We start from the raw sequence: 20386 nt of genomic DNA, 5'->3' as shown, positions 1-20386 counted from the left end.
AATAGATATGTACTCGTTAATTTTCAGTCTCAGTAGTAGTTTCATTCCCAATGGTGATAGCAAGAGTCGAACTTGCTTTGTTGCTTAAAACAACAATCTAACCGAACTGGAATATCACCAAATAACAATATATAGAAATCACATATTTACTTTCCAAAAGTCCAAGTATTAGTTTCGTTTAATTCCAATTCTTCAAAACAGTTAGCAAAACTCGTAAAATGAAAGTATCTTAGCGGCATCCGAGATATTAATAGTAAAGAAAAATTTTCTAGTTTAGCCAACTGTTGTAATCTCAATAAATCGTCGGTAAAACTATCGCTAACAAAGTGCAATCTATCAAAATTATCAATCACAAGTAGTCTATTTAATCCATCAGATAATTCGCTTATTATATTTTGCCAATCCTGCTGGTAGTACAAATCAAAACTCATAGGAATAACATCAAATAGATGAGCCACACTAAAAGGATATTCAAGATTGAGATAGACAGATTCTAAAGTAATATCTTTAAGTAAACAGTTTTTAACAGTAAAAGTCTTGCCCATATCCTGTTTACCCCATAAATTAACATTCTTGCCTGCATTTAGTTTACCAATCAACCAAGTATATTCTTTATAACGTAACATTACTATTATCCTTTATATAAATTACAATTAGCTTGAGATTAAATGTGTGATTTTTTGATTGTGTCTTTCTAAACTTTTTTTAGAAAATTGGTTAGATATAATAAAATTATCTAATAAAAAATCAGGTGATTGTGAAAGTCTTAACAGTACACCATCATCACCACTACTGCGATGATAGTAATGTACAACAGGTGATTGGATAACTGTCAGGTTATCGTTACGAATTGCTCGCCCTGTAACTAGCCCATCCATAATAAATTTAGCGGCAGCAGCTACATTATCACTATCTCGTGCAAAATTTTTGAGATACCAATGGAACTCAATCCAAACTGTACTATCCAAATAAAATTCACATTCTCTAACAAATTCACCAATTAAGTTTGTCCAGTACTTCTTAAGTTCAGCACTTGCTTGCCAACTCGACCGTGCCTGGTTGATAATTTCGTTCATACAAGGGGGTAAAGGCATGGTTAGTTCAAATATCATCTTCATCCCCACCTTTAAGGTTATTTAAAAATTCTTCGACAACGTTTCTAAATTTCTTGTATGACCTACCATCTTGACGGGATAAATTAAATACTGCTTTGACAATTTCATCAATTTTATAGCCCTTTTGATGCAAATTCATAATTGAGTTTCTTGCTTCTTCGTCAAGCTGCACCTTAAAACTAAAACTGCCCTCAAAATCAGTCTTAGGCTGCTTAGTTTTAGTAGCAGTAGTGGCTTTAAATTTACCATTATCATTACTACTACTCTCGCGATACAGACTAGCGGCAAATTCATCAAAGTCTAACCCAGATTTCCATGCTGTATAAGGATCGTTCTGGTTTTTTGCTTCCAAGAGTAATTGCTGGAAGTATTCAGGGTCTTCATCGTCAGCAACATATAAAGCTTGAAGTCGTAAAACTTCAGTCGTCTTGTACAAAAAATCACCGTATCCCAGCAAATAAACTGCACGCTTATCTTTATCGTCCCCAAGGATAATACAACTATCTTCAGGGCGGGTTGTAACAAAAGCTGTCTTCGCTGGGAAGTTTGAGCGAATCAACGGGTCTATCACGTTTTTGTCAGGTCGTTGGGTGTATAACAATACATGAATCCCCGCACCACCCGCTTTTGCAAGCAACTTCATCAGCGCAGTCTCAATGCGATCGCAGTAGTTATCATCGGAAAGTAGGTCAAAACACTCGTCAATTAGACAAATCACTCGTGGCATAACACAATTAGGTGCGAACCGTGAGTTGTACTGTGCGATCGTTTCAATACTGGTGTGGCGCTCAAATTCCTGGTAGCGCAATTCCATTTCTTCGACCAAGTAATCGAGTAAGTTAGCAGTAGACTCTGCATCACGCGCAACTGGGGCTACAAGATGGGGAAGCCCATCAAATTTACCAAAGGTCACACGTTTAACATCTGAAAGTGCCAATCGAACAACAGAAGGGGGATATCGTCGCACTAAGTATAAGATTGCAGCTTTCTCAAACTGTGATTTTCCACCGCGCGTCCGCCCACCACCCAGGATATGGGTCACGTTATCGCTATAAAGGGGGATTTCGACATAAGTGCCATCAACATCAACACCACCGGGGATAGACACCGAATAAATGTCAGATTCGCCGTCAAAAGTAAAGTAATCACGGAAATAAGCAAATTGTCTGTCTAACCTGGGTATGTCAAATACAACTCCCCCAGGCACTACACTCACCATTGGCGCAACTTTCAAGCCTAATTCTTCACCAAGCTGCTGTACTAAGTCATTACCGATATCTTCTACTTTCTTGTAACTAACACCCCGTCCCAGTTTTACCCTAATACGGTTAAAAGTGGGGCCATTTTTGGCATCAACATACTTAGCATTAATATTAAAATCTTCTAAAGTATCAACTAATAGTTCTCCTGCTTGTCCCATAGTTAAAACATTTGAGCTAACAATCCCATTATTAGCAATTTCACTATCCAAATATTTAGGTTCTTTTAAAAGAATTGAGCCATTACCTGTCACTTTTAAATCTAATGGTTTACCTGTGGCACGCGCAACAAGCACTGCCGTTCGACAGCAATAGTTTTTAATAAAGTTATCTCTCGATTTATTTGCTAAATCAGTAAAATAACCAGTTTCTTTATTGCTCAAAAATAAATTATAAAGATTCTCCTGAACTACTTTATAACCAATCTGTTTGAGATAAATATTTTTGATTGATTCTATATATTCAAATAAAGATTCTATTGGCGAGATGCTAACTATCTCAATCATTTTTTGATACACGTTATTTTGCTCCCACTGTGAGGGCATTCGATTGAGATGGATATATTCAAGTGCATAACGTACAAATTCATATTGGTTTAAAGTACAGTGTTCTGCACATATTGATAATATTTCATCATCGTTTGTACCTGCAATTACTGATTCATATATTACCTGAAATAAAAATTCTAAATTAAATTCAACAACTGGACGTGATAATTTTGTTCTAAAGTCAATCTGCTTTAAAACAGTTTCAGCATAAAAAACCATTGCGTCCGGTAAAGCTTCCCGTACATTCTCTATAATCTCTTCATTGCTCAAACCATCTTGTTTAGCCTGTACAATTGCAGTCCAAAGCTGTTGTTTTTGAAATTCAAGATTAGTATTAATGTCATTGTATGGTAGTAACATTACTAAGTTTCACTTTATAGAAATTTCAAACTTTTGTAAATGTTGCTGATAGTAAGTTCTTAATTGAGCAATTGATTTAGCATTTTGATTGTAATTATTACAAGGAAACGAAGCCCAAATTCTACCTACTTTGCATACAGCAGTATCAAACCTTCCTGCTTCAACATCACTTAAGGCACTATTACGACGAATATATTCAATTGCCATCTTGTCCTGAGAAGCTGGACTAAAATCTTTTAAGTTTAACTTTGGCTGAAGGTCATACCAACTTATATCCAACATTTGATAAGCACCAGCCGCAGTTGAACAAACATTTTTACCATTAATAGGAGCGCACTGTTTCTTTAACGGGTGCGTAGAAAAATCATTAAAAGTTCCGTTAAATACTAACTTGCGATAACTTTCTGACTCACTGGTTCCTGTTTCTGCCCAACGAATTGTTGCTAAAAAAGCACTCAAACGTGGTGAATAAAGATGTGGTGAGTAAGAACTTGTATTAACTCTGCTTCTTAAACCATTTGACGACAATGAAGAAACACTATTACCTTGAGAAATTGAGAAATAAATGCCTAAAGTAATTAAGGAAGCAGTTGACAAATGAATGGGTTGAAAACGGGATATAAATTGATGGCGAGGACTGAAAATCAATCCTGCTAAACTACCAACAATAAACCCAAATTTCCAACTATCAACTGCCTTACCGAAACTACGCACTTGACAAACAGTATCTGCACCCTTTGATACCAATCCACATGGCAGTGAAGCTACTCCATAAGAAAATGCAACAGAGCAGGCTGCACCAACTACACCTGATATAAAAATCGGTACAATTTGCATTGCTCTTGCCAATAGCTAAATAACTTTCAACGATTAGCTAAATACTCGTGTAAATAAGGGCGGGGATTCTGCGCTACACCATTAACGTGAACTTCAAAATGTAAATGTGGCCCCGTCGAAAACCCCGTACTACCTACTGCTGCAATCATCTGTCCACGGACAACAAGTTGTCCCTGCTGCACATACAGCTGACTGGCATGACCGTAGAGAGTAGATAAACTTCCCTGATGCTGAATAACAACTGCTTTGCCGTAACCATCCTTGTCACCCGCAAAAACTACTCGGCCAGCATCAACCGCATAAATCGGAGTATCCTTGGCTGCGCCAAAATCAATTCCCCTATGAAACTTGCGATCGCCTGTAATGGGGTGTGTCCGCCAACCAAATTCACTAGTTACAGGAGTACCAGCCGCAGTAGGAAAGGCAATTCGATCGTTATTTAAAACCTGATTACTAACAACAGTTCTAGGTAGTATGAGATTCTGGAGAGATTTAACTAACAGTTGAGATTCAATCCATCCAGAAACCTGGGGAATGACCATAGCTGCAATTACAACTGAGGTTGCGATCGCATATCTCCAGCTTTCACTCGAATTAGTATCGGCTGTCTCATTCAAACTAGTTACAGTCGAATTACTAACCTCCTTTTTACCGTCAGTTTCAAGGATTATTCGCATTGTCTCAACGCCTTTTTGCATTAGCAGGAGAAACCTGCCAACAACCAATCTTTGCAGTACTCAATACTTCCTCAAAATCATTCTGAGCTACACGGCAATCAGGAGAACTTAGGCCATCTCCGGATGTTGCAGATTCCTTAACTTTAGGGGAATAGCGAGTAGAGACAGGATTAGAAGATATATTCACACTAGGTGCAGCAGTAGAAACAGCAGCTGGCGATAAAAATTGAAGCTTTTGTGCTAACGCCACAGCATTACGCCAGTTATAAAACTGCAAATACCCCGGTTGCAAGATATCTGCAATCCACACCAGCAGTACGAACCAAAAAATTGCCTTTACCCACATTAATCCAACTGCTTAACCACAGGCAGGGCAAAAGAAGGAACTTCCTTGGGTACAACTTCAATCTTTTTCCCAGCTGCATATCCTGGCCCGGTGTAACTGCCATTCAGGAGAAAATTCAACAGCATTATTAACAACCACACTCCCACAGCAGCGACACCCACAGGAGATTTAATTACATCTGATAAAAAATATACTGGATACCAGCCAAATCTCCAGGGATTTTGTGGATGCAACCTATGTGCTTTCCAAGTCTCAATATAGGGAATTTCTATCTGAGGAACTCTCGGCTTATAAGCAGTAGGTGCATTAATATACCTAACTTCTACGGGTTGAGTATCATAAGTGGTCATAGGAGAAATGTTAGGTTGCTGATTTACCATTCCTCCTTGCTGTACCTGCTGCAACATATTTTGCAAGCGATTGGCAGGCACAATTGCTCCACCTTCAGAATAATCGACATCAAAATTACGGCGTTGATTTCTACTCATAATATGACCTCAAATTAACTAGCTGGCAGGTTTATTATTTATTTGAGAGTTAGTATCTTCCCAAAAATCTTCATCTTGAAGTTGAGCGTAAAACTCTTCTGGAGATAACATTCCAGGTTGATTTTGCACTCCATCTTCCACAAACTGACTACTATCTACTCGCCCTAATCCAGAAACAGCAGAACGAGGAGAAAATTGAACGACATTTTTAGCAGAAAACTCGTTATTAAATCTCATCCCAGGAGGCGAAACTGGGGGGATTAAAGAAGGCTGAATATCAGTATTAGAAACACCAACATGAAGTTGTTGATTGCCAGAATTTCCCAAGTTATCAGAAACTTCATCTGTTTCTTCAACTGCATTGTTATAGTCAGAAATTCCCCAACTCAAGAAACAAGCAAACCCAGCCAGAAATATAACTGCACTCATCCAATGCACTTCTGAATTGGGAGATGGCATCATTTCAACCGTTGTGCGAGTTGAACCTTCCAGGGTAGTACGAATAGGTGTACGTTTGACTGCCGCTACAACATTGAGCGAACACAAAGCTATGCAAATTATCGCAGCAGCAAACTTGACATACATGACATCACTCCCCTGATTTATTAACAGGCTTTCTATTAGGAATTGGATTAGGTAATTGCTTCTTCATTTGTTGGAGATATATTCGCCTTTCCTCCTCTTTCTGGCGTATTTTCTCGCGGATGTCTGCCACCTGTGCCATCTGCTCTACTGGGTCTAAATACCCCCGCGCCCGTAATAGCTGCGCCTGTGCAAGCGAGTATGGTTCTTGAGCATTCCTAATCTGAATTAGCATTTGATTCAGATCGACCGATGGTTGAGATTCCAAATTCTGGGCGTAATCAATCGCCTCTAATTTACCCAAGATCAAAACAGCAGCAGCCCCAGTTGGTATCTTCTCCTCAACTTTCGTACCATCAGTTTTGCGGTATCCCCAGTAAAAACTATTATTTCCAGAAGCCGCTTCTAGTAAAACATCCAGCGAGTTGAACTTAACTATCTCTAGTGCTGGCATATAGTGAAGGCGGTAAAACCCAGATTTCTCATTAGCCTGCATTCTGGATATTTCACCCCGCAGTTGCTGTCCCCACAATGCCGCCGCTAACTGTCGCCAGCCTGTAAGAGTAGGCGCACCCTCTACTGAGGAGTAACTGGACAGATGGTCTATATTGTAGTCAGTACGGGAAAGCTTTTCTAAGTACACTTCTCGAATTTGGGCAACTTGCGCCTTTACTTGCTGTACCTCCGATATCTGATTACTTGGAATTTGTTGCTTCCATCCAACCATTAATGCAACCGCCCCAATAACAGACAGCGCACTAACAGTCGAACAAACCGTCCACAGGGTAACATTTACCTTTTGTCTTCTTCGACTTGGTTGTTTATTTCGCACAGGTGTAGGAGTAAACATAATTTACCCCTCACGTATTATCAACAACCAACTGCAACTGAGGGCGCTTGTTTAACTCGCGTGCGATCGCAATTCCCGCACCACCCACAACTATCCCGGTTAGTAATAACAGAGGGTGTAAGGCAAGAGTAGCCCCCACTCCCAATAGCTGTCCTACCATCCCAGAAACACCCAAGTTCATTAATAACCCACCCGCAGTGTTAACCAAAAAGTCAAATGCTGCACTCATACTTACTCCCTGGTAAACCAAATAACTACTAGTGCCAGAACTAAACCCACTAATTCACCTATGCCTACACCTACCAAAATTGGCTGGATGCTGTAAATCTCCTGTTTATCTTGTGTTGGGGGAATCGCTACCCATGTCCCAACCACAGTACCAGCTACTACCGAAAGTAAATTTATACCAACTGCTTGGGTAGATGTTTTTTTCAAGTTGAGTAAACTCTCATCCCGTATTCGATAACAGATGGGTAGCATCTGGCTAACTATTTCTTCGGAGATTGCCCGGTTTTCGGCTGCGAGGACTTCAACTGTCTGGGCTGCGGTGTCGATGTACCGACCAACAGAGGATGAATCTCTTCCCCCCAGTTCACCTTGCCGAAAAAATCGTTATCAATGCGCGAATTGATTCGCTCTTGCGCCTGGTCGTAACCAGATGTAACGGAAGTATTACCTTCAGCCAGCGAACTACTGCCATGAAAAACAAATTCTTCGAGAGCAAGTGTGGAAGATTCAAGCACCACTTTATGGCGTAATTCTCCTAACTGAATACCCCTGTCTGCATCCCGGTACAGTATTCCTACAAAACTATCGGGGGAAGCTTGTTCTGGATCTACGCCAAATCGCTGTTTAATATACTCGCGCTTGTCGAACTTATGTTCGCCTACTTCTGATTTGCGATCGCGCATTGCAATCAAGTGCTGGGCAGCTTCTTCCAGGGACATACCTTCTCGTGAAGCTATCTCTTTAAGTTGAACTAATTGCTGTTCGATTGTTTCGTCAAGCGTATCATTTGGCTGCAAAGCTAAATCTAATAAGCGACAGCAGGTACGTACTACATCAGGCGACACCTGCAAAGTCTCTGCCACTTTGTTGATATGCTTCATTGCGCTCAATTCTCCTAATTACTGATTGCACAATTGGGTTGTTTTTTTCTTCATCAGATATATGCTTGGTCAAAAAGTTATAAAGGGTTAAGCCATTGACTTTTTGTAAATAAGCATCTAAGCCACCAGCAGGAATTACTTGCTGTAAATATTCCTTATACGTCAACCGCCTAATTTTGGTAGCAACGTAGAAAACATCAGCAATCTCAACTGTTGCTGCATCAAAATATCCTCCCCGCTTTTGCGGTTTTACTATACCGGCATAGGGATACCACTTTTGTAAAGCAGAGATTGAAATCCCGTATCTTTCGGCAAGTGTTTTTTGGGTGTAGATAACGTTTTCACATATCATCAAACTCAATTCCAAGTGAAAGACAACATCAATGAGAAGCAAATTCAACTAGCACATTACTAAATTGTTTGTAAATTAGAAAATAATTTACAAAATATGCCAGTTTAGTACAGGTATAGCTCAACTCAAATACATCTATATTTCAACCTATCTCCAAATAAACTACACACTAGCCAAGTTACATACTGCCTGTTGATAATGCAAGCACGTTTGTATATATGAGTGAAGAAAAGTAGAAAGTGAATGTTTAGGGAAAAACTTCCTCTGATGGAAACATATATCGTTTATCTTGAAATTTTAATTACAGTCCCAACTAGAGTTCATAGTAGTTATAGGTTTTACGTCATTGCGTATTGAGAGATAAATTTTGCGGGTGAGTTAATAGAGCCTTGAGTAATACTAAGGCGGGTAAATTCAGCCCATGAATCATTCAATAATTTCAGAGCAGTATCTTGACTTAAATATGCAATCCCGCCTATTACTTTTTTCCAAGCTTCACGCACCGACTCTATATAAGCCGCATCCGGTGAGAGCTGACTTAACAAGGAAAGCGCAACTGGAAAATAAGCTGATGATGGTGATATTTGTTTAGATCTCAAACCCTGACATACCATATGTAACCATATAGGATAAAGTTCCAACCACGAATATTGTTGGATTATCTTTAAAGCAGACTCTTCTAGGGATAGAGAACCGCACAAACAAATAGCCTCTGTAGCGAGAGTAGTATCACGGTTTTGTATGGCTTGACTCCATAATTGCTTTGCTTTAGCTTGAAATCGCTTTGCATAAAATTCGTAAGCTTCCTTGACTTGCTCAGGAAGTGTAACTTTATATACAGATTCATCCCATAATCGCCAATCAGCACGATAGGAAAGAAGGTTATTGGAACCCAAAAGATGAACTTTTTGGTCAACAATCACTTCTTTGGCATGAGAACCCCCTAGCCAGAATATTTGTACTGCTGGTAATCCCTCACGAGTACGAATAGCACGCAGTTGTTCTTCAACTTGTGGTGGAATAGGTCTTTCTTCGGCTTCTTCACTCTTAGAAATGCCATGTCCAATAATAATCCAAACCCCTTTTTCAGCTAACTTCTGAAGTCGTTTAATAAATTCATTGTTTACGACTTTCTTACTTATCCAAGGAGAATAGATGAGAATTTGGCTATTTGCAGAATCTAATATTTTTTCTAGTTCTTGAGATATTTTGCTGCCACGTAACTGCACAGCTGTGCCAGATTCAAAATTTTTAGTCTCAGAATCAGAACTCTGCTGTTTTTGCGATGCTAGTAAAGCATTTTCTCGCGCCTGTTTACGAATATTTTCAATTCGATTCTCAACTTCAGTGTTTTTGTACTTAAGTATTTCCTCACACTGATATCTAATTTCTTCGTCGGTCAACTCAAATAAAGATTGCAACAATACCTGAGATTCACCAACAATTCTATTCAATACACTTGATGCATCTTGGATAATTTTATTGCCACGTCTTGCTTCTAGCTTTATTTGATTTTCGAGAGCATCAAAAATGATAAATATTGAAATTTTTTGGTGAATCATCTGAGAAACATTTACCTCACCGCAGGAGGTAATTAGTTTACCTTCATCAGGAACGTGTAGCCCTAAACTTGAGTTTTTGACTAATTGCTGTAATTCATCTATGGCTAGTGAAGAAAAATCGAAAATATTATTTATCTGTATAGCCTCTGTTAAATCAGGTAGATCATCTATCTTAAGGTTACTTAAAGGTGAATAATCAAATAAAATATTTTCTGTTAATGGGTCAAATATAGCAAAAATTTCTTTAGTCTTTGGTTCTTGCGGTAGGGAACCTATATTATAAAACTCTCGTCCTTGGTCGGTTATTTGAATCTGGCAGTTAGATGCTGTAGTTAGTATGTTTAAGCCTTGAAGATTTGCTGTAGTGCTGCGAATGAATATAGAGTCTAAACCTAGAACAGCAGCTAATTCATCTTCAGTCGGTGGAGGTTGAAGTTCTATACCTGCACGAAGTAAAAACTCTTCTAATATATTAAATTTCCGAGACTCGCTGATAGTAACTTGGACTACAGCTTGCGTAACCCTATAGCGGAAGCAACGAGCTGCTAAAACTGATAAACTAGGACTTTGCCTTTCAATTTTATCTACTGATTCACGCAGTTCTTTGTCAATTGGTTTAGCAGAGGATGTCAGAAACATCTAGAAAATCTCCATTGATACGTACAATATTTGAAACATTGGAGTATATAGTCCCGACGCTACCATGCTGCTGTGTAAAGAGCGAGTGACAACCAACAATTACTAACAATTCTTGAGCACGAGAAAAAGCAACATTTACACGTTCTGGTTTCTTTGCAAATCCAACTTTTCCTTGGTCATTATTCCGCACCATGCTTACTATGATGATCTGTCTCTCCATACCTTGAAATCTATCAACCGTACCTGTGCGGATATGTAATGAAGGATAACGTCTGACATCTATACGGTCTTCAATTAACTTTAGCTGTCGTCCGTAGAAAGTAATAATTCCAATTTCTTTTCTGGGTTGACCTTGCTTAATCTTGGTAGACCAAGCTTGCTCAAAGTGTTCGCATAACTTTGCAATGGCATCAACTTCCTTAATATTTACAAATGAAGTTCCATCTAATTGTTCTTTAAAACCTTGCTGAATAGGTGTTTTAACCCAAACAATATGCTTATTCTCTTGAATTATTGAGTCAGTAAAACTGTGTGACCTTTGCTTGTCAGCATTTTCAAGACCACATTTTAGCTGATTATCATAAAATTGGTTAATTGCCCCCATAATCATGGGATGCATACGATATTGAGTATTTAGCATTACTTTAATACTTTCTGGTGCTTGTTCAAATAAACTTTTAAACAAAGATTCTTCTAAATAGTTTATTTCTTCTCTTGTACTCCCTAATTCCTCAGCAATTTCTTCCAAAGTATCACTATCTAACATAGGCGGTAACTGACGATGATCCCCAACTAAAACTAATTTTTTAGCTTTTAAAGCGGGTATTAGTAACTCTGGAGGAGTACATTTACTAACTTCGTCAACAATAACGACATCAAAGGATTTAAATTCTTCAGAAAAATCTCTACTAGCTGATTGACTACAAGTTATACCAATAACATTTGCATTATCTAAATAAATTCGTTGCAACTCTTTACGGTCTTGTTCTGTATGATTATGTAACTTAGTAATCCAATCAGACACTAAAATTTTGTATCGCTGGAGATAAGCTTGTGAGTTCTCTAATTCATGTTGCCAAACAGGAAATTGAGCTTGAAAATTTTGTAAAAATATTGTATTGAATAACTCAGTTGATGGAATACTTGGTTTAAATTGTTTAGGTATTTCCTGCCAATATTGTTCCCACCAATTTCTTTCTTTTTGTAGATTCTTTTGTTGTTGCTCTAGCTGTCTATCAATTTCAGAAAGCTTTTGTTCGCTCTCTTGAAGTTGATCTAATAAATTTTTGGTATTTGTTCCTTGCTGAGTATGCTCAACTGCTATTTCATTTTTTATATTCTCAAGTACACTGAAAGAATTTAATGATGGGATTAATTGTTCTATTTCATTAATGTGATGCTCCCAAGAATCTAACTGTGTAGCAAACTCTGCTAATTGAGCTAAACTAGCCTTAGGATTATGTTGATAATTTTCAATTAAAATGCGTAATCTAGCTGGTATATATTGTAAATTTGACAGCCTTTGCCAGAGCAAGGTAACTTGATGTAATTGAGCCTCAATGTTGGTACTGGCTGTTGCTATAAGTTCTTCAGTTTGGGATATTTGCTGTTTAAGGTTTAAAACCAAAGCCTTTTGGTTATTGAATTGTTCTTGCAGCAGTTCCATCCTTTGTTGTGTATCCGCTTGCAACTGACTGAGCCAGGTACGAGCATTAAAGACTATAGTATTAACAATTTCGTCGGTAAAGGTATTAACAACAGTATCAATGTTACTTGGTTGAGATTTTTGGATAATAATAGGGGCTAACCTTTTCACAGCTTCTAGGGTTGCCATAGCAGTGGTACGGCGACTAGGCTTGCATAGTTTTAGCTGAGAAGCAACAGCTAAAATCAATTCCATAATCTGTGCCAAAAATCCTAATGGTTTTTTTAATTCTGTTATACATAAATGCGTTAATTGGTGTAGCTTTTGCAAAGCTGATAAAGGAGTTAGCCCCTTAAGTGCCAGTGCCTTAGTAGCTTTGTAAACGTCTTCTTCACTAGGAGTTTTTGTAGATAATCCTCTGAATACAGGAGAGATTGACGCATCAAGTTTACTAGCAATAATGTAGGCTTGATCCCACTGACGATATGTTTCAATTAAATTATTGAATTTTTCTTCAAATTTCTGTAAATCACCTTTCCAAGGATGAGAGTTAATCGCAGCAGATAACGCTAATAATCTGGGAGATAATTCAATTGAATTCTTAGTCAATAGCTGGCGCTCTTGCAAATATTTATACAAAAATTGACGCAGATTTTGATTATTAGATGACCATCTATCTAACTCAATTACTGCTAAACCAATTTCTGAGATACGATTTTGCAGACTCACAATTTCTTGGTGTTGAATATTTTGATTGGAAAAACTGTGGTCGTAATTTTGTCGTAAGTCAAGCAAAGCTCTATCATGCTGCTTTAAAAGCTTATTTGCGGCATTAGCTTCATGCATTTTTTTAACCGTATTATTTGCTTCTTCTAATGCTATTCTCACTTCAGGTAACACATTGTTGACTTTATCTTTTACCCAAGCAGCTTTGCCAAATAAATTTTGCTCTGTAGGATTAAGATTCATTTTCTCAATCACTATATGTACATTTGCAGCTAGATTTTGTGCTGCTTTATAACTATTGATATATGGCTGGAGACAGACGAATAAATGGCTAACTTTTGATTCTGTCCAATTTATTCGAGGAAAGGAAACAAGCAAATTATTTAAGCCAGAAAGCAGAAACTCTAATTCTGTTTGTTTAGTTTTAGCTAGATTATGCTGACTTTCTATTGTTTGCTTATTTGACTTGAGATTATTTTTAGATTCTTGTAATCTTCTCTGATGAGACTCAAATGTTCTTTCTAAATTTAAATAAGCTTCAAATTTTTGAGATGATGCTAGTAATTGTGGGATAATTTTTACATTATCAATATGTATAGATAAATTTTTTTCACAGTCAGTTGCAGTATTTTGCAGCCATTTCCCAATAACCCTGTCTTCAAGAAATTGCTCACCCTCCGGAGCAACAGAACCACGCTTGCCTTTACGTACAGCACGGATAACTGGATTATGTTCTAAACGACTAAGGGCATTATCTACTGCTAAATTTGCTTGTGATGCAATTAGTGTACGTCCTCCCCGCAATGCAACTTGATAGCAAATCTCTGCTATTACTGTAGTTTTACCTGTTCCTGGTGGCCCTTGAATCAAGGCTAAGTCTGGTGCAGCTAATACTATCTCTACAGCTGATTTCTGAAAAGCATTTGCGGTTTTAAGTAATAAATCTTGTTGTTGAATTGCAATAATTTCTTGAGGAAGCCTTGCTTGGGATGCGTCAAATAAAAATTGGCCTAAATAAGGATTTTGCGTGCGCCCATATTCTAAATCTTGTAATGCTCTTTTCTTGCGCTCTATTTGAACAATATCGCCAAAGGCTTCAAAAGACAAGAATCCTGTATCTGGTAGCCGATAAAGCCCTTCAGATATCAAATCGAAAATTTCAGAGTCTAACCTAACTCTAATTCTGCTGCTTTCCAATTCGATTGATTCAATCGTTCCTAATTCACGTCCGTCACCTTTACCTTTTCCTTTACTAGAAATTGTTTCTAATACTTTGAGATTTTGATTGCGTGCCCGTTTTGCTCTTTGCCAAAAATCATCTACATCCATTAAAGATTCTGGAGTTCCATCTACAGTTGCGGAATTGGCATCAATGATAAAGGTAATATTTCTTGTTGCTTCACCATAGTTATGACTTACAAAAGGCACACAAAATTGACGTGTTTTGGCAAGGCGCTCTTCAATATTTTCAAATACTTTCCAAGCCTGTAATTGCTCTTCTGTTGGTTTAGAATCACTGAGTAAAGGCATGGTTACTATACGCACCCATGCAGAAGATGGCACTCCAATGTGATATTTATGGCTGGAGCGCAAACGTAGCCGAAAAGGTACAGCAAAACTATCTGCTTGTCCTTTATTAATCGGTAGCAATCTGGCTGACAGCACTCTCAAACCACCATAACCACTTTGAGTGACCGCAGCCAGTAATCCCAAAGTTTTACTACGCTCACGCAGTATGGGTGGTAGTTCAACATTATCTAAGTCTGTAGCTATTGTCAGTTCCCATTTCTCTTCATCTGCTTGTTGTCCTTGTTCTTTGCGACGCACATAAAATAGACAAGGATCTAGACCAACCAAATTAAAGATTAAATCTTCAGCATGGGCACGGCGATCGTGAAAATCTGGATAAGCTATTAAAGCTGCTTCTCCTTCTATATCCCTAATAAACTTGTCAATTGACCTGCCAACAAACTTGTAACCCCAATCTTCAGCATTTATTTCATCTATCTTTCCTGCTTTTGTAGGTAATGGTGGCAAGCTATTTGACATAAATAAATTTATTAAGCAAACATAAACTTCACTTATTATATTTTGTATTACGTATTACCTATAAGTAGTAAATATACTGATTTAGTTTTCTGCAACTGTGAGATTAGCTCAATGACTCAAATCTCTAGAAAGCTATCTGCGCTGGCTTGTCACAGGTGAGACTAATTTTCAAAGTACTTAAGTATCGCCGCGATTGCGATTGCTTGTTGAATTTCAGACTTTTATTGCGGGATAGTAGCAAGTTCATCCGGATTGTTGATTCCCCAACCTGCTTGAAAAAACCACCATACTGTACATCAAAGAATACGGTTTACACCGTAGCTATTGGAAAAAATTGTGACCAAATTGGAAAGAGAATTTTTTCAGGGGTGCCCCGATGGGTTACACAGAATATCAAAAACAATTTCACAAAGCGCTTGATGACGAAATTAAAGCATTGCGAAAAAGTGGTGGACAAAAAACATTTTTGAGTGATGGTTCATTGTTGGGTAAGCGTGGCGGTCAATATATATACTCATTTACAACCGATACTGAACTGCGTTTCCCTGATGATACTCCAGTAGATTTAGAGTATAAAAGCAAAAGATATAGCGGAATTTTAGTTTCCGTTGAAGGCTTTGACATTATTTTGGCATTACAGAAAAATTTAGGAGATTCAATTCCTACAGCTATACTTTATACTTCTCCCTGGTTTTTATTGGAAGAACTTAAAAAGCGTTTGCTAGAAAGCTCTAATTTAAAGGGAGCTAATAGAAACCTAGCGGAAATATTACTAGGTGATAAAAGTGAAACTAACTCTTCAACCAGCAATAGCCAAAAACTCTTAAATCAAATTGAGCAGCGATTACAAAAACCAATAGGTTGTAATGAATATCAGAAATCTGCTGTTGACAAGGTACTTAATCGCCAAGTCAGTTTTATTTGGGGGCCACCAGGAACAGGGAAAACTAAAACTTTGGGAATCACCGTAGCTGCTTTGGTTCAAGCTGGTGAGTCAGTTTTGGTGGTAGCTCATAGCAACACTGCTGTTGATACAGCTATGAAAAGTGTAGCCCAGTATTTGCAAGGTGCGCCTATTTATGAAAATGGGTTAGTGTTACGCTATGGAGTTGCAACTCCTGGTAGTTTAGAAGAATTTCCACAGTTACACGTTAGAGGAGTAGCACGTCAGCAGAATCCAAAATTAATAGAGCAAATTGAACGTTTAGAAAGACAACGCAGAGATTTAGTCAAGCGATCGCGTATTGAAAAGCTAACCGAACTGCAACGCCAAAGTATCCAAAATGAGATTGCTACTGTCAAACAAGCTTTGCAACCACTCAAAGAACAGTTAAAGCAGAAAGAAGTTGAACTGATTAAACAAGCAACAGTAGTTGGTTGCACCTTATCTAAAGCGGCGATCGCCAAAGAAATTTACCAACGCCGTTTTGATGCCATAGTAGTGGACGAGGCGAGTATGGCTTATATTCCCCACTGTGCTTATATCAGCACTCTTGCCAATCGTCGCATTGCTATTTTTGGTGACTTTCGTCAATTAGGGCCAATTTCACAAGCAGAGACAGAAGCAGCGCAGGAATGGCTACAACGAGATATCTTTGACGAAGCGGGTATTACTCAAAAGGTAAACAAGGGACAAATTGACTCACGCATGGTGCTGTTAAAAACACAGTACCGGATGAATCCAGCGATCTCTAAAATACCAAATCAGCTTTTTTACAATGGTCAGCTGCAAGATGGCTCTGGTGTAGAGCAAAGGACAATGCCGATTGTCCAGAGTCAGCCACATCCAGGATCTGCTTTAATCTTGTATGACTTGAGCCAACTCTCAGCTTTTTGTTTTAAAGAACAGCAGTCTCACAGCCGTTTTAATATCATCTCAGCTTTAGTAGCAGTCAATATAGCTTACCAAAGTACCCAGACGAATAATTCCAGTGTCGGTATCATTGCGCCTTACAATGCCCAAGCACGTTTAATACAACGTTTGCTACAAGATTTAGACCTTACGAACAAGTCAGTAAGAGTCGCTACAGTTCATCGCTTCCAAGGAGCAGAACAGAATCTAATTATTTTTGATGCTGTTGAAGGTTCACCACAAGCTAAGGCAGGAAAACTAGTTACAGGTGGAACGCAAAGTACAGCTATGCGGCTGGCAAATGTTGCTATTAGTAGAGCGCAGGGTAAATTCATTGGTTTATTTAATTATCAATATATTCAGCAAACTCTTGGCTCTTTTAATATTTTTCGGAAATTTGTTGACCGTATATACGCTCAAGCTAATATTCAATCACTTACATGGGCTTTACAACCACTCAGCAATTTACCAGGAGTAACTTACTTTTCTCAAAGCCAAGATGCTTTACAGCAAATAAAGTTAGACTTACTTGCCACTAAGGAAGAAATAGCCATAGCTTGGTCAAATTCAAATAGCAATAATCAGCTTCCTTTGTCCGCATTAAAGCGGTGTAGTTCTCGTAATGTTCGATTTTTTATTACAGGTAAAAATCGCAATTCTATAGCTACTGGGTTACAAAATACTCATCTTTGGGATAATAAAGCTGATACGAATATGGGGCTAGTTGGTATTGACCGTAAATGTTTGTGGGTATCTTTAAATCCTAATTCATCATTAGCACCAATTATTCGGATAGATTTAGCACAAACTACAAAATTGCTATATAGTTTTTTACGCTTAGTGCCTGAACAAGATCCAGGTTCCATAACAGCTAAAATTACTCAGGGTGAAAATCCGTTTGGTCAATGCCCTGATTGTGGGCAACCTCGCTGGTATAGCCGTACTGAATATGGGGCTTATATTACTTGTTCTAAACGGCCTAACCATTCTCGTAGGAAAATGAACGAGAAAGATACGACCCTTTTGATGAGATTTATGAACATTAACTGTTCAGTTTGTAAGCAACAAGCAATTGCTTACAAAAGCTATAAGGGTATTTACATAGGATGCTCACAACGAAATTGTAACTGGTCAACATCTTTAGAATCACTAATCTAAATTTAAAGTTGATTCATGTTTATAATGAAGTTTGACTGTTACCACAAAAGCTAAACAAACTCTATTTTTGTAAAGGTATGGCTTTTGTTACTGGAATAAGACAACTTGATTGTCCATAGTAAGTAAGCGTAACGCAACGTTTAGCGCGAGTAGCAGCTACATGGATTAAAGAACGCTCTGAATTAATTAGTGAATTATATGCTGCTTTATCAGCAGTATTAGATAATGCAGACTTTAACGGTAAAATACCATCATTAATACTGGCTAACACCACATAGTCAAATTGCAAACCCTTTACTCGGTGCATTGTTGCAATGCGAACACCTTGTTCAGACAAATTATCAGGCTGAGTACGTTTAATTTCTCGCACTTTGACATTAAGATTTTCAAGAGCAGAAGCATATTGTTTTACCAAAGAATTAGTGCGAACCACAATACAAACATTGCTTAAAGGAGTACCACTACTTTCTAGCTGCTGAAGATACGTGCTGATGAAATTCATTTCATCCTCGAAACTAGAAAATCCTTTAACTACAGGTTGATCTCCATGAAGTAAAGAACGGTATCCTTTAAGGTCATCTTGTTCCCCGTCTAAGTCATCGAAAGTAATGCCATCCAGCACCATTGTTGCCCACTTGCGGGTTTCATCGGTTGTACGGTAGTTAATTCTTAATTTATGGGAGCGACCGCGAATATCAATACCGCAGCGACTAAGAACAACTTTTCGCCCATAAATACGTTGGTGAGGGTCGCCAACTATAAAAATATCATTGCCGTCATTTTTCGGTGGAACTATTGCCCTAATTAGTGAGAAAACTGCATCGCTCATATCTTGAGCTTCATCTACGATTACAGCCTTGAAAGGTAAAGTTTCTCCTGGTTTATTTTGTAATAAACTACAAGCATCACGCATTGCATCTTCGGCTTCTTTCCAACCTTTTTGTTGGAGTAATGAACGATATTCTTCAAAAACAACCCAAATAGCAGCTCGCTCGGCTCGATTGAGTCTTGTACCGCGTCCAGTTCGGGTAACTGTTAAATATTGCTTGAGGTTTGTGATTTTATTAGCTTGAATTACCTCACGCCATTCATCCTGATAAAAAGCAAGTGTTAACGATGGAGATTCAGGTTTGCATTCGTAAGCTTTTTCCCAAAGTTCTGCTACTTGGTCATCGTAGACAATTTTAGTAGTAACACCTTCACTTTTTAAAAATGATGTTACCCAGGCATCAATATTCTCAACTCGTATGCGACGCATGGTTTCAGGAGAGCAAATCTTACGTAAGTTAGCTTCGATATCAACTGCAAGGTTACGGGTAAAGGTTGTAAATAAAATGCGATCGCCTGAATTTGTAAATCTATTTTCTGCCAGCCATTTAGCACGGTGCATTGCAACTACTGTTTTCCCTGTTCCTGCACCACCTAATACTCGTACTGGCCCTTTCCAGTCGCGTTCAACCAAACGTCTTTGGCTGGGGTGAAGAAATACGCGCCATTTTTCTAAAGGTGCAGCTAGAATTTCTAACAATTCTGTTTCATTTTCAACAACTCGGAAGCGGCGTTTACTGTCGTCTTTTTCTAAAGCTGCATCAATATTATCTGTGTCGATAGTCTGTTCGCGGTTTTTATCTTGTGCTGTGAGAGTTTCTTCGATAGAGTATCCAGCACCCAACATTAGTAAAGCATCAGCTGCTTCTTCGGGTAACTTAGACACTAATTTATCGATATCTTCGTCAGTTACAACTGCACGAACTGCACCTAATAATTCATCGGGAATGCCAAGCCGCAATAAATATTTATCTGGTATGCTATCAAATCGACCAGGAATTTGTGGTATTCTACGACTAGAAATTTCTGCTTCAATTGCGCTTGCTTCCTCAATATCTATAATTTGTAATGCACCTGATTCTGGGTTAATTTTACAAACTCGGCGTTGCGCCCAGCTATAAGCATCATCATGGTTATCAACCCATAAAAGAATATAAGTATTGCCTTTATCAGGTTTAAAAACAATAGCTCTATATGACAAGTCAATGCGAACAGATTTTAGTCGAGAGTCCCTGCCGTTAATTGACTCATAATTAATACCAGAACTGGTTGGGTCTTTCTTAAATTTTTCAACAAATACATTTACTTTACCTTGAATTTGTCGAGGTATCCTACTAAAAGCATCGAGAAAATCTGCGGATATTGCTAGTTTTGGTTGATGGTTTAACATATAATTACTTCCTT

17 protein-coding genes are annotated in these 20386 nt (G+C 38.2%); 1 reads left to right on the top strand and 16 read right to left on the bottom strand.

What is annotated here, in order from left to right; genetic code table 11:
* Window positions 1–146: 146 nt before the first annotated feature.
* From H6G08_RS07445 to H6G08_RS07375, 15 genes are all read right to left on the bottom strand, one after another.
* Window positions 147–626, bottom strand: a complete 480-nt coding sequence (locus H6G08_RS07445; RefSeq protein WP_190540094.1) for an ATP-binding protein — start codon at window positions 624–626, stop codon at window positions 147–149.
* A gap of 27 nt (window positions 627–653) precedes the next feature.
* Complete coding sequence (locus H6G08_RS07440; protein WP_190540092.1) at window positions 654–1112, bottom strand: hypothetical protein; 459 nt, start codon at window positions 1110–1112, stop codon at window positions 654–656.
* Entirely contained in the window at window positions 1102–3282 is a 2181-nt protein-coding gene (locus tag H6G08_RS07435; RefSeq protein WP_190540090.1) for a DNA translocase FtsK, read from the bottom strand. Before H6G08_RS07435 ends, H6G08_RS07440 begins: the two co-directional genes overlap by 11 nt.
* A 9-nt stretch (window positions 3283–3291) precedes the next feature.
* A complete protein-coding gene (locus H6G08_RS07430; RefSeq protein WP_190540088.1) occupies window positions 3292–4119 on the bottom strand; it encodes a glycoside hydrolase family 24 protein in 828 nt (275 codons plus the stop codon).
* 26 nt (window positions 4120–4145) lie between these two features.
* Window positions 4146–4796, bottom strand: a complete 651-nt coding sequence (locus H6G08_RS07425) for a M23 family metallopeptidase (RefSeq protein ID WP_190540086.1) — start codon at window positions 4794–4796, stop codon at window positions 4146–4148.
* A gap of 4 nt (window positions 4797–4800) precedes the next feature.
* Complete coding sequence (locus H6G08_RS07420; RefSeq protein WP_190540084.1) at window positions 4801–5142, bottom strand: hypothetical protein; 342 nt, start codon at window positions 5140–5142, stop codon at window positions 4801–4803.
* Window positions 5142–5630 carry a hypothetical protein gene (locus tag H6G08_RS07415; protein WP_190540081.1) on the bottom strand — a complete coding sequence of 163 codons (489 nt, stop codon included), beginning with the start codon at window positions 5628–5630 and terminating at the stop codon, window positions 5142–5144. The genes H6G08_RS07420 and H6G08_RS07415 overlap by 1 nt, the downstream gene beginning before the upstream one ends.
* An 18-nt stretch (window positions 5631–5648) precedes the next feature.
* Window positions 5649–6215 (bottom strand): hypothetical protein, encoded by a 567-nt coding sequence (locus H6G08_RS07410; protein WP_190540079.1) that lies wholly within the window; start codon window positions 6213–6215, stop codon window positions 5649–5651.
* Between the two features lie 4 nt (window positions 6216–6219).
* On the bottom strand, window positions 6220–7062 hold the full coding sequence (locus tag H6G08_RS07405; RefSeq protein WP_096542706.1) for a phage terminase large subunit family protein: 843 nt from the start codon (window positions 7060–7062) through the stop codon (window positions 6220–6222).
* 10 nt (window positions 7063–7072) lie between these two features.
* On the bottom strand, window positions 7073–7291 hold the full coding sequence (locus tag H6G08_RS07400; protein WP_011316696.1) for a hypothetical protein: 219 nt from the start codon (window positions 7289–7291) through the stop codon (window positions 7073–7075).
* A 2-nt stretch (window positions 7292–7293) separates the two neighbouring features.
* On the bottom strand, window positions 7294–7542 hold the full coding sequence (locus H6G08_RS07395; RefSeq protein ID WP_190540077.1) for a hypothetical protein: 249 nt from the start codon (window positions 7540–7542) through the stop codon (window positions 7294–7296).
* Between the two features lie 8 nt (window positions 7543–7550).
* Window positions 7551–8171: a hypothetical protein gene (locus H6G08_RS07390; RefSeq protein WP_242046091.1), complete on the bottom strand. Its 621-nt coding sequence runs from the start codon at window positions 8169–8171 to the stop codon at window positions 7551–7553.
* The gene (locus H6G08_RS07385) at window positions 8125–8523 is read right to left on the bottom strand and encodes a hypothetical protein (RefSeq protein WP_190540076.1); all 399 of its coding nucleotides are present in this window, start codon (window positions 8521–8523) and stop codon (window positions 8125–8127) included. The genes H6G08_RS07390 and H6G08_RS07385 overlap by 47 nt, the downstream gene beginning before the upstream one ends.
* 338 nt (window positions 8524–8861) lie before the next feature.
* Window positions 8862–10724 carry a phospholipase D-like domain-containing protein gene (locus H6G08_RS07380; RefSeq protein WP_190540075.1) on the bottom strand — a complete coding sequence of 621 codons (1863 nt, stop codon included), beginning with the start codon at window positions 10722–10724 and terminating at the stop codon, window positions 8862–8864.
* Window positions 10702–15144 carry an AAA domain-containing protein gene (locus H6G08_RS07375; protein ID WP_190555561.1) on the bottom strand — a complete coding sequence of 1481 codons (4443 nt, stop codon included), beginning with the start codon at window positions 15142–15144 and terminating at the stop codon, window positions 10702–10704. Before H6G08_RS07375 ends, H6G08_RS07380 begins: the two co-directional genes overlap by 23 nt.
* A 376-nt stretch (window positions 15145–15520) precedes the next feature.
* Between H6G08_RS07375 and H6G08_RS07370 the strand changes: the two genes are divergently transcribed.
* Window positions 15521–18154 carry a DEAD/DEAH box helicase gene (locus H6G08_RS07370; RefSeq protein ID WP_190540070.1) on the top strand — a complete coding sequence of 878 codons (2634 nt, stop codon included), beginning with the start codon at window positions 15521–15523 and terminating at the stop codon, window positions 18152–18154.
* 61 nt (window positions 18155–18215) lie between these two features.
* Here the strand turns inward: H6G08_RS07370 and H6G08_RS07365 are convergent, their stop codons facing one another.
* Window positions 18216–20372, bottom strand: a complete 2157-nt coding sequence (locus H6G08_RS07365; protein WP_190540068.1) for a UvrD-helicase domain-containing protein — start codon at window positions 20370–20372, stop codon at window positions 18216–18218.
* Window positions 20373–20386: the final 14 nt, after the last annotated feature.

The sequence above is a fragment of the Calothrix anomala FACHB-343 genome (assembly GCF_014696435.1).
Taxonomy (GTDB): domain Bacteria; phylum Cyanobacteriota; class Cyanobacteriia; order Cyanobacteriales; family Nostocaceae; genus Aulosira; species Aulosira anomala_A.
Note: the sequence above shows the minus strand (reverse complement) of the source record. Positions and strands in the feature narration are given on the sequence as shown.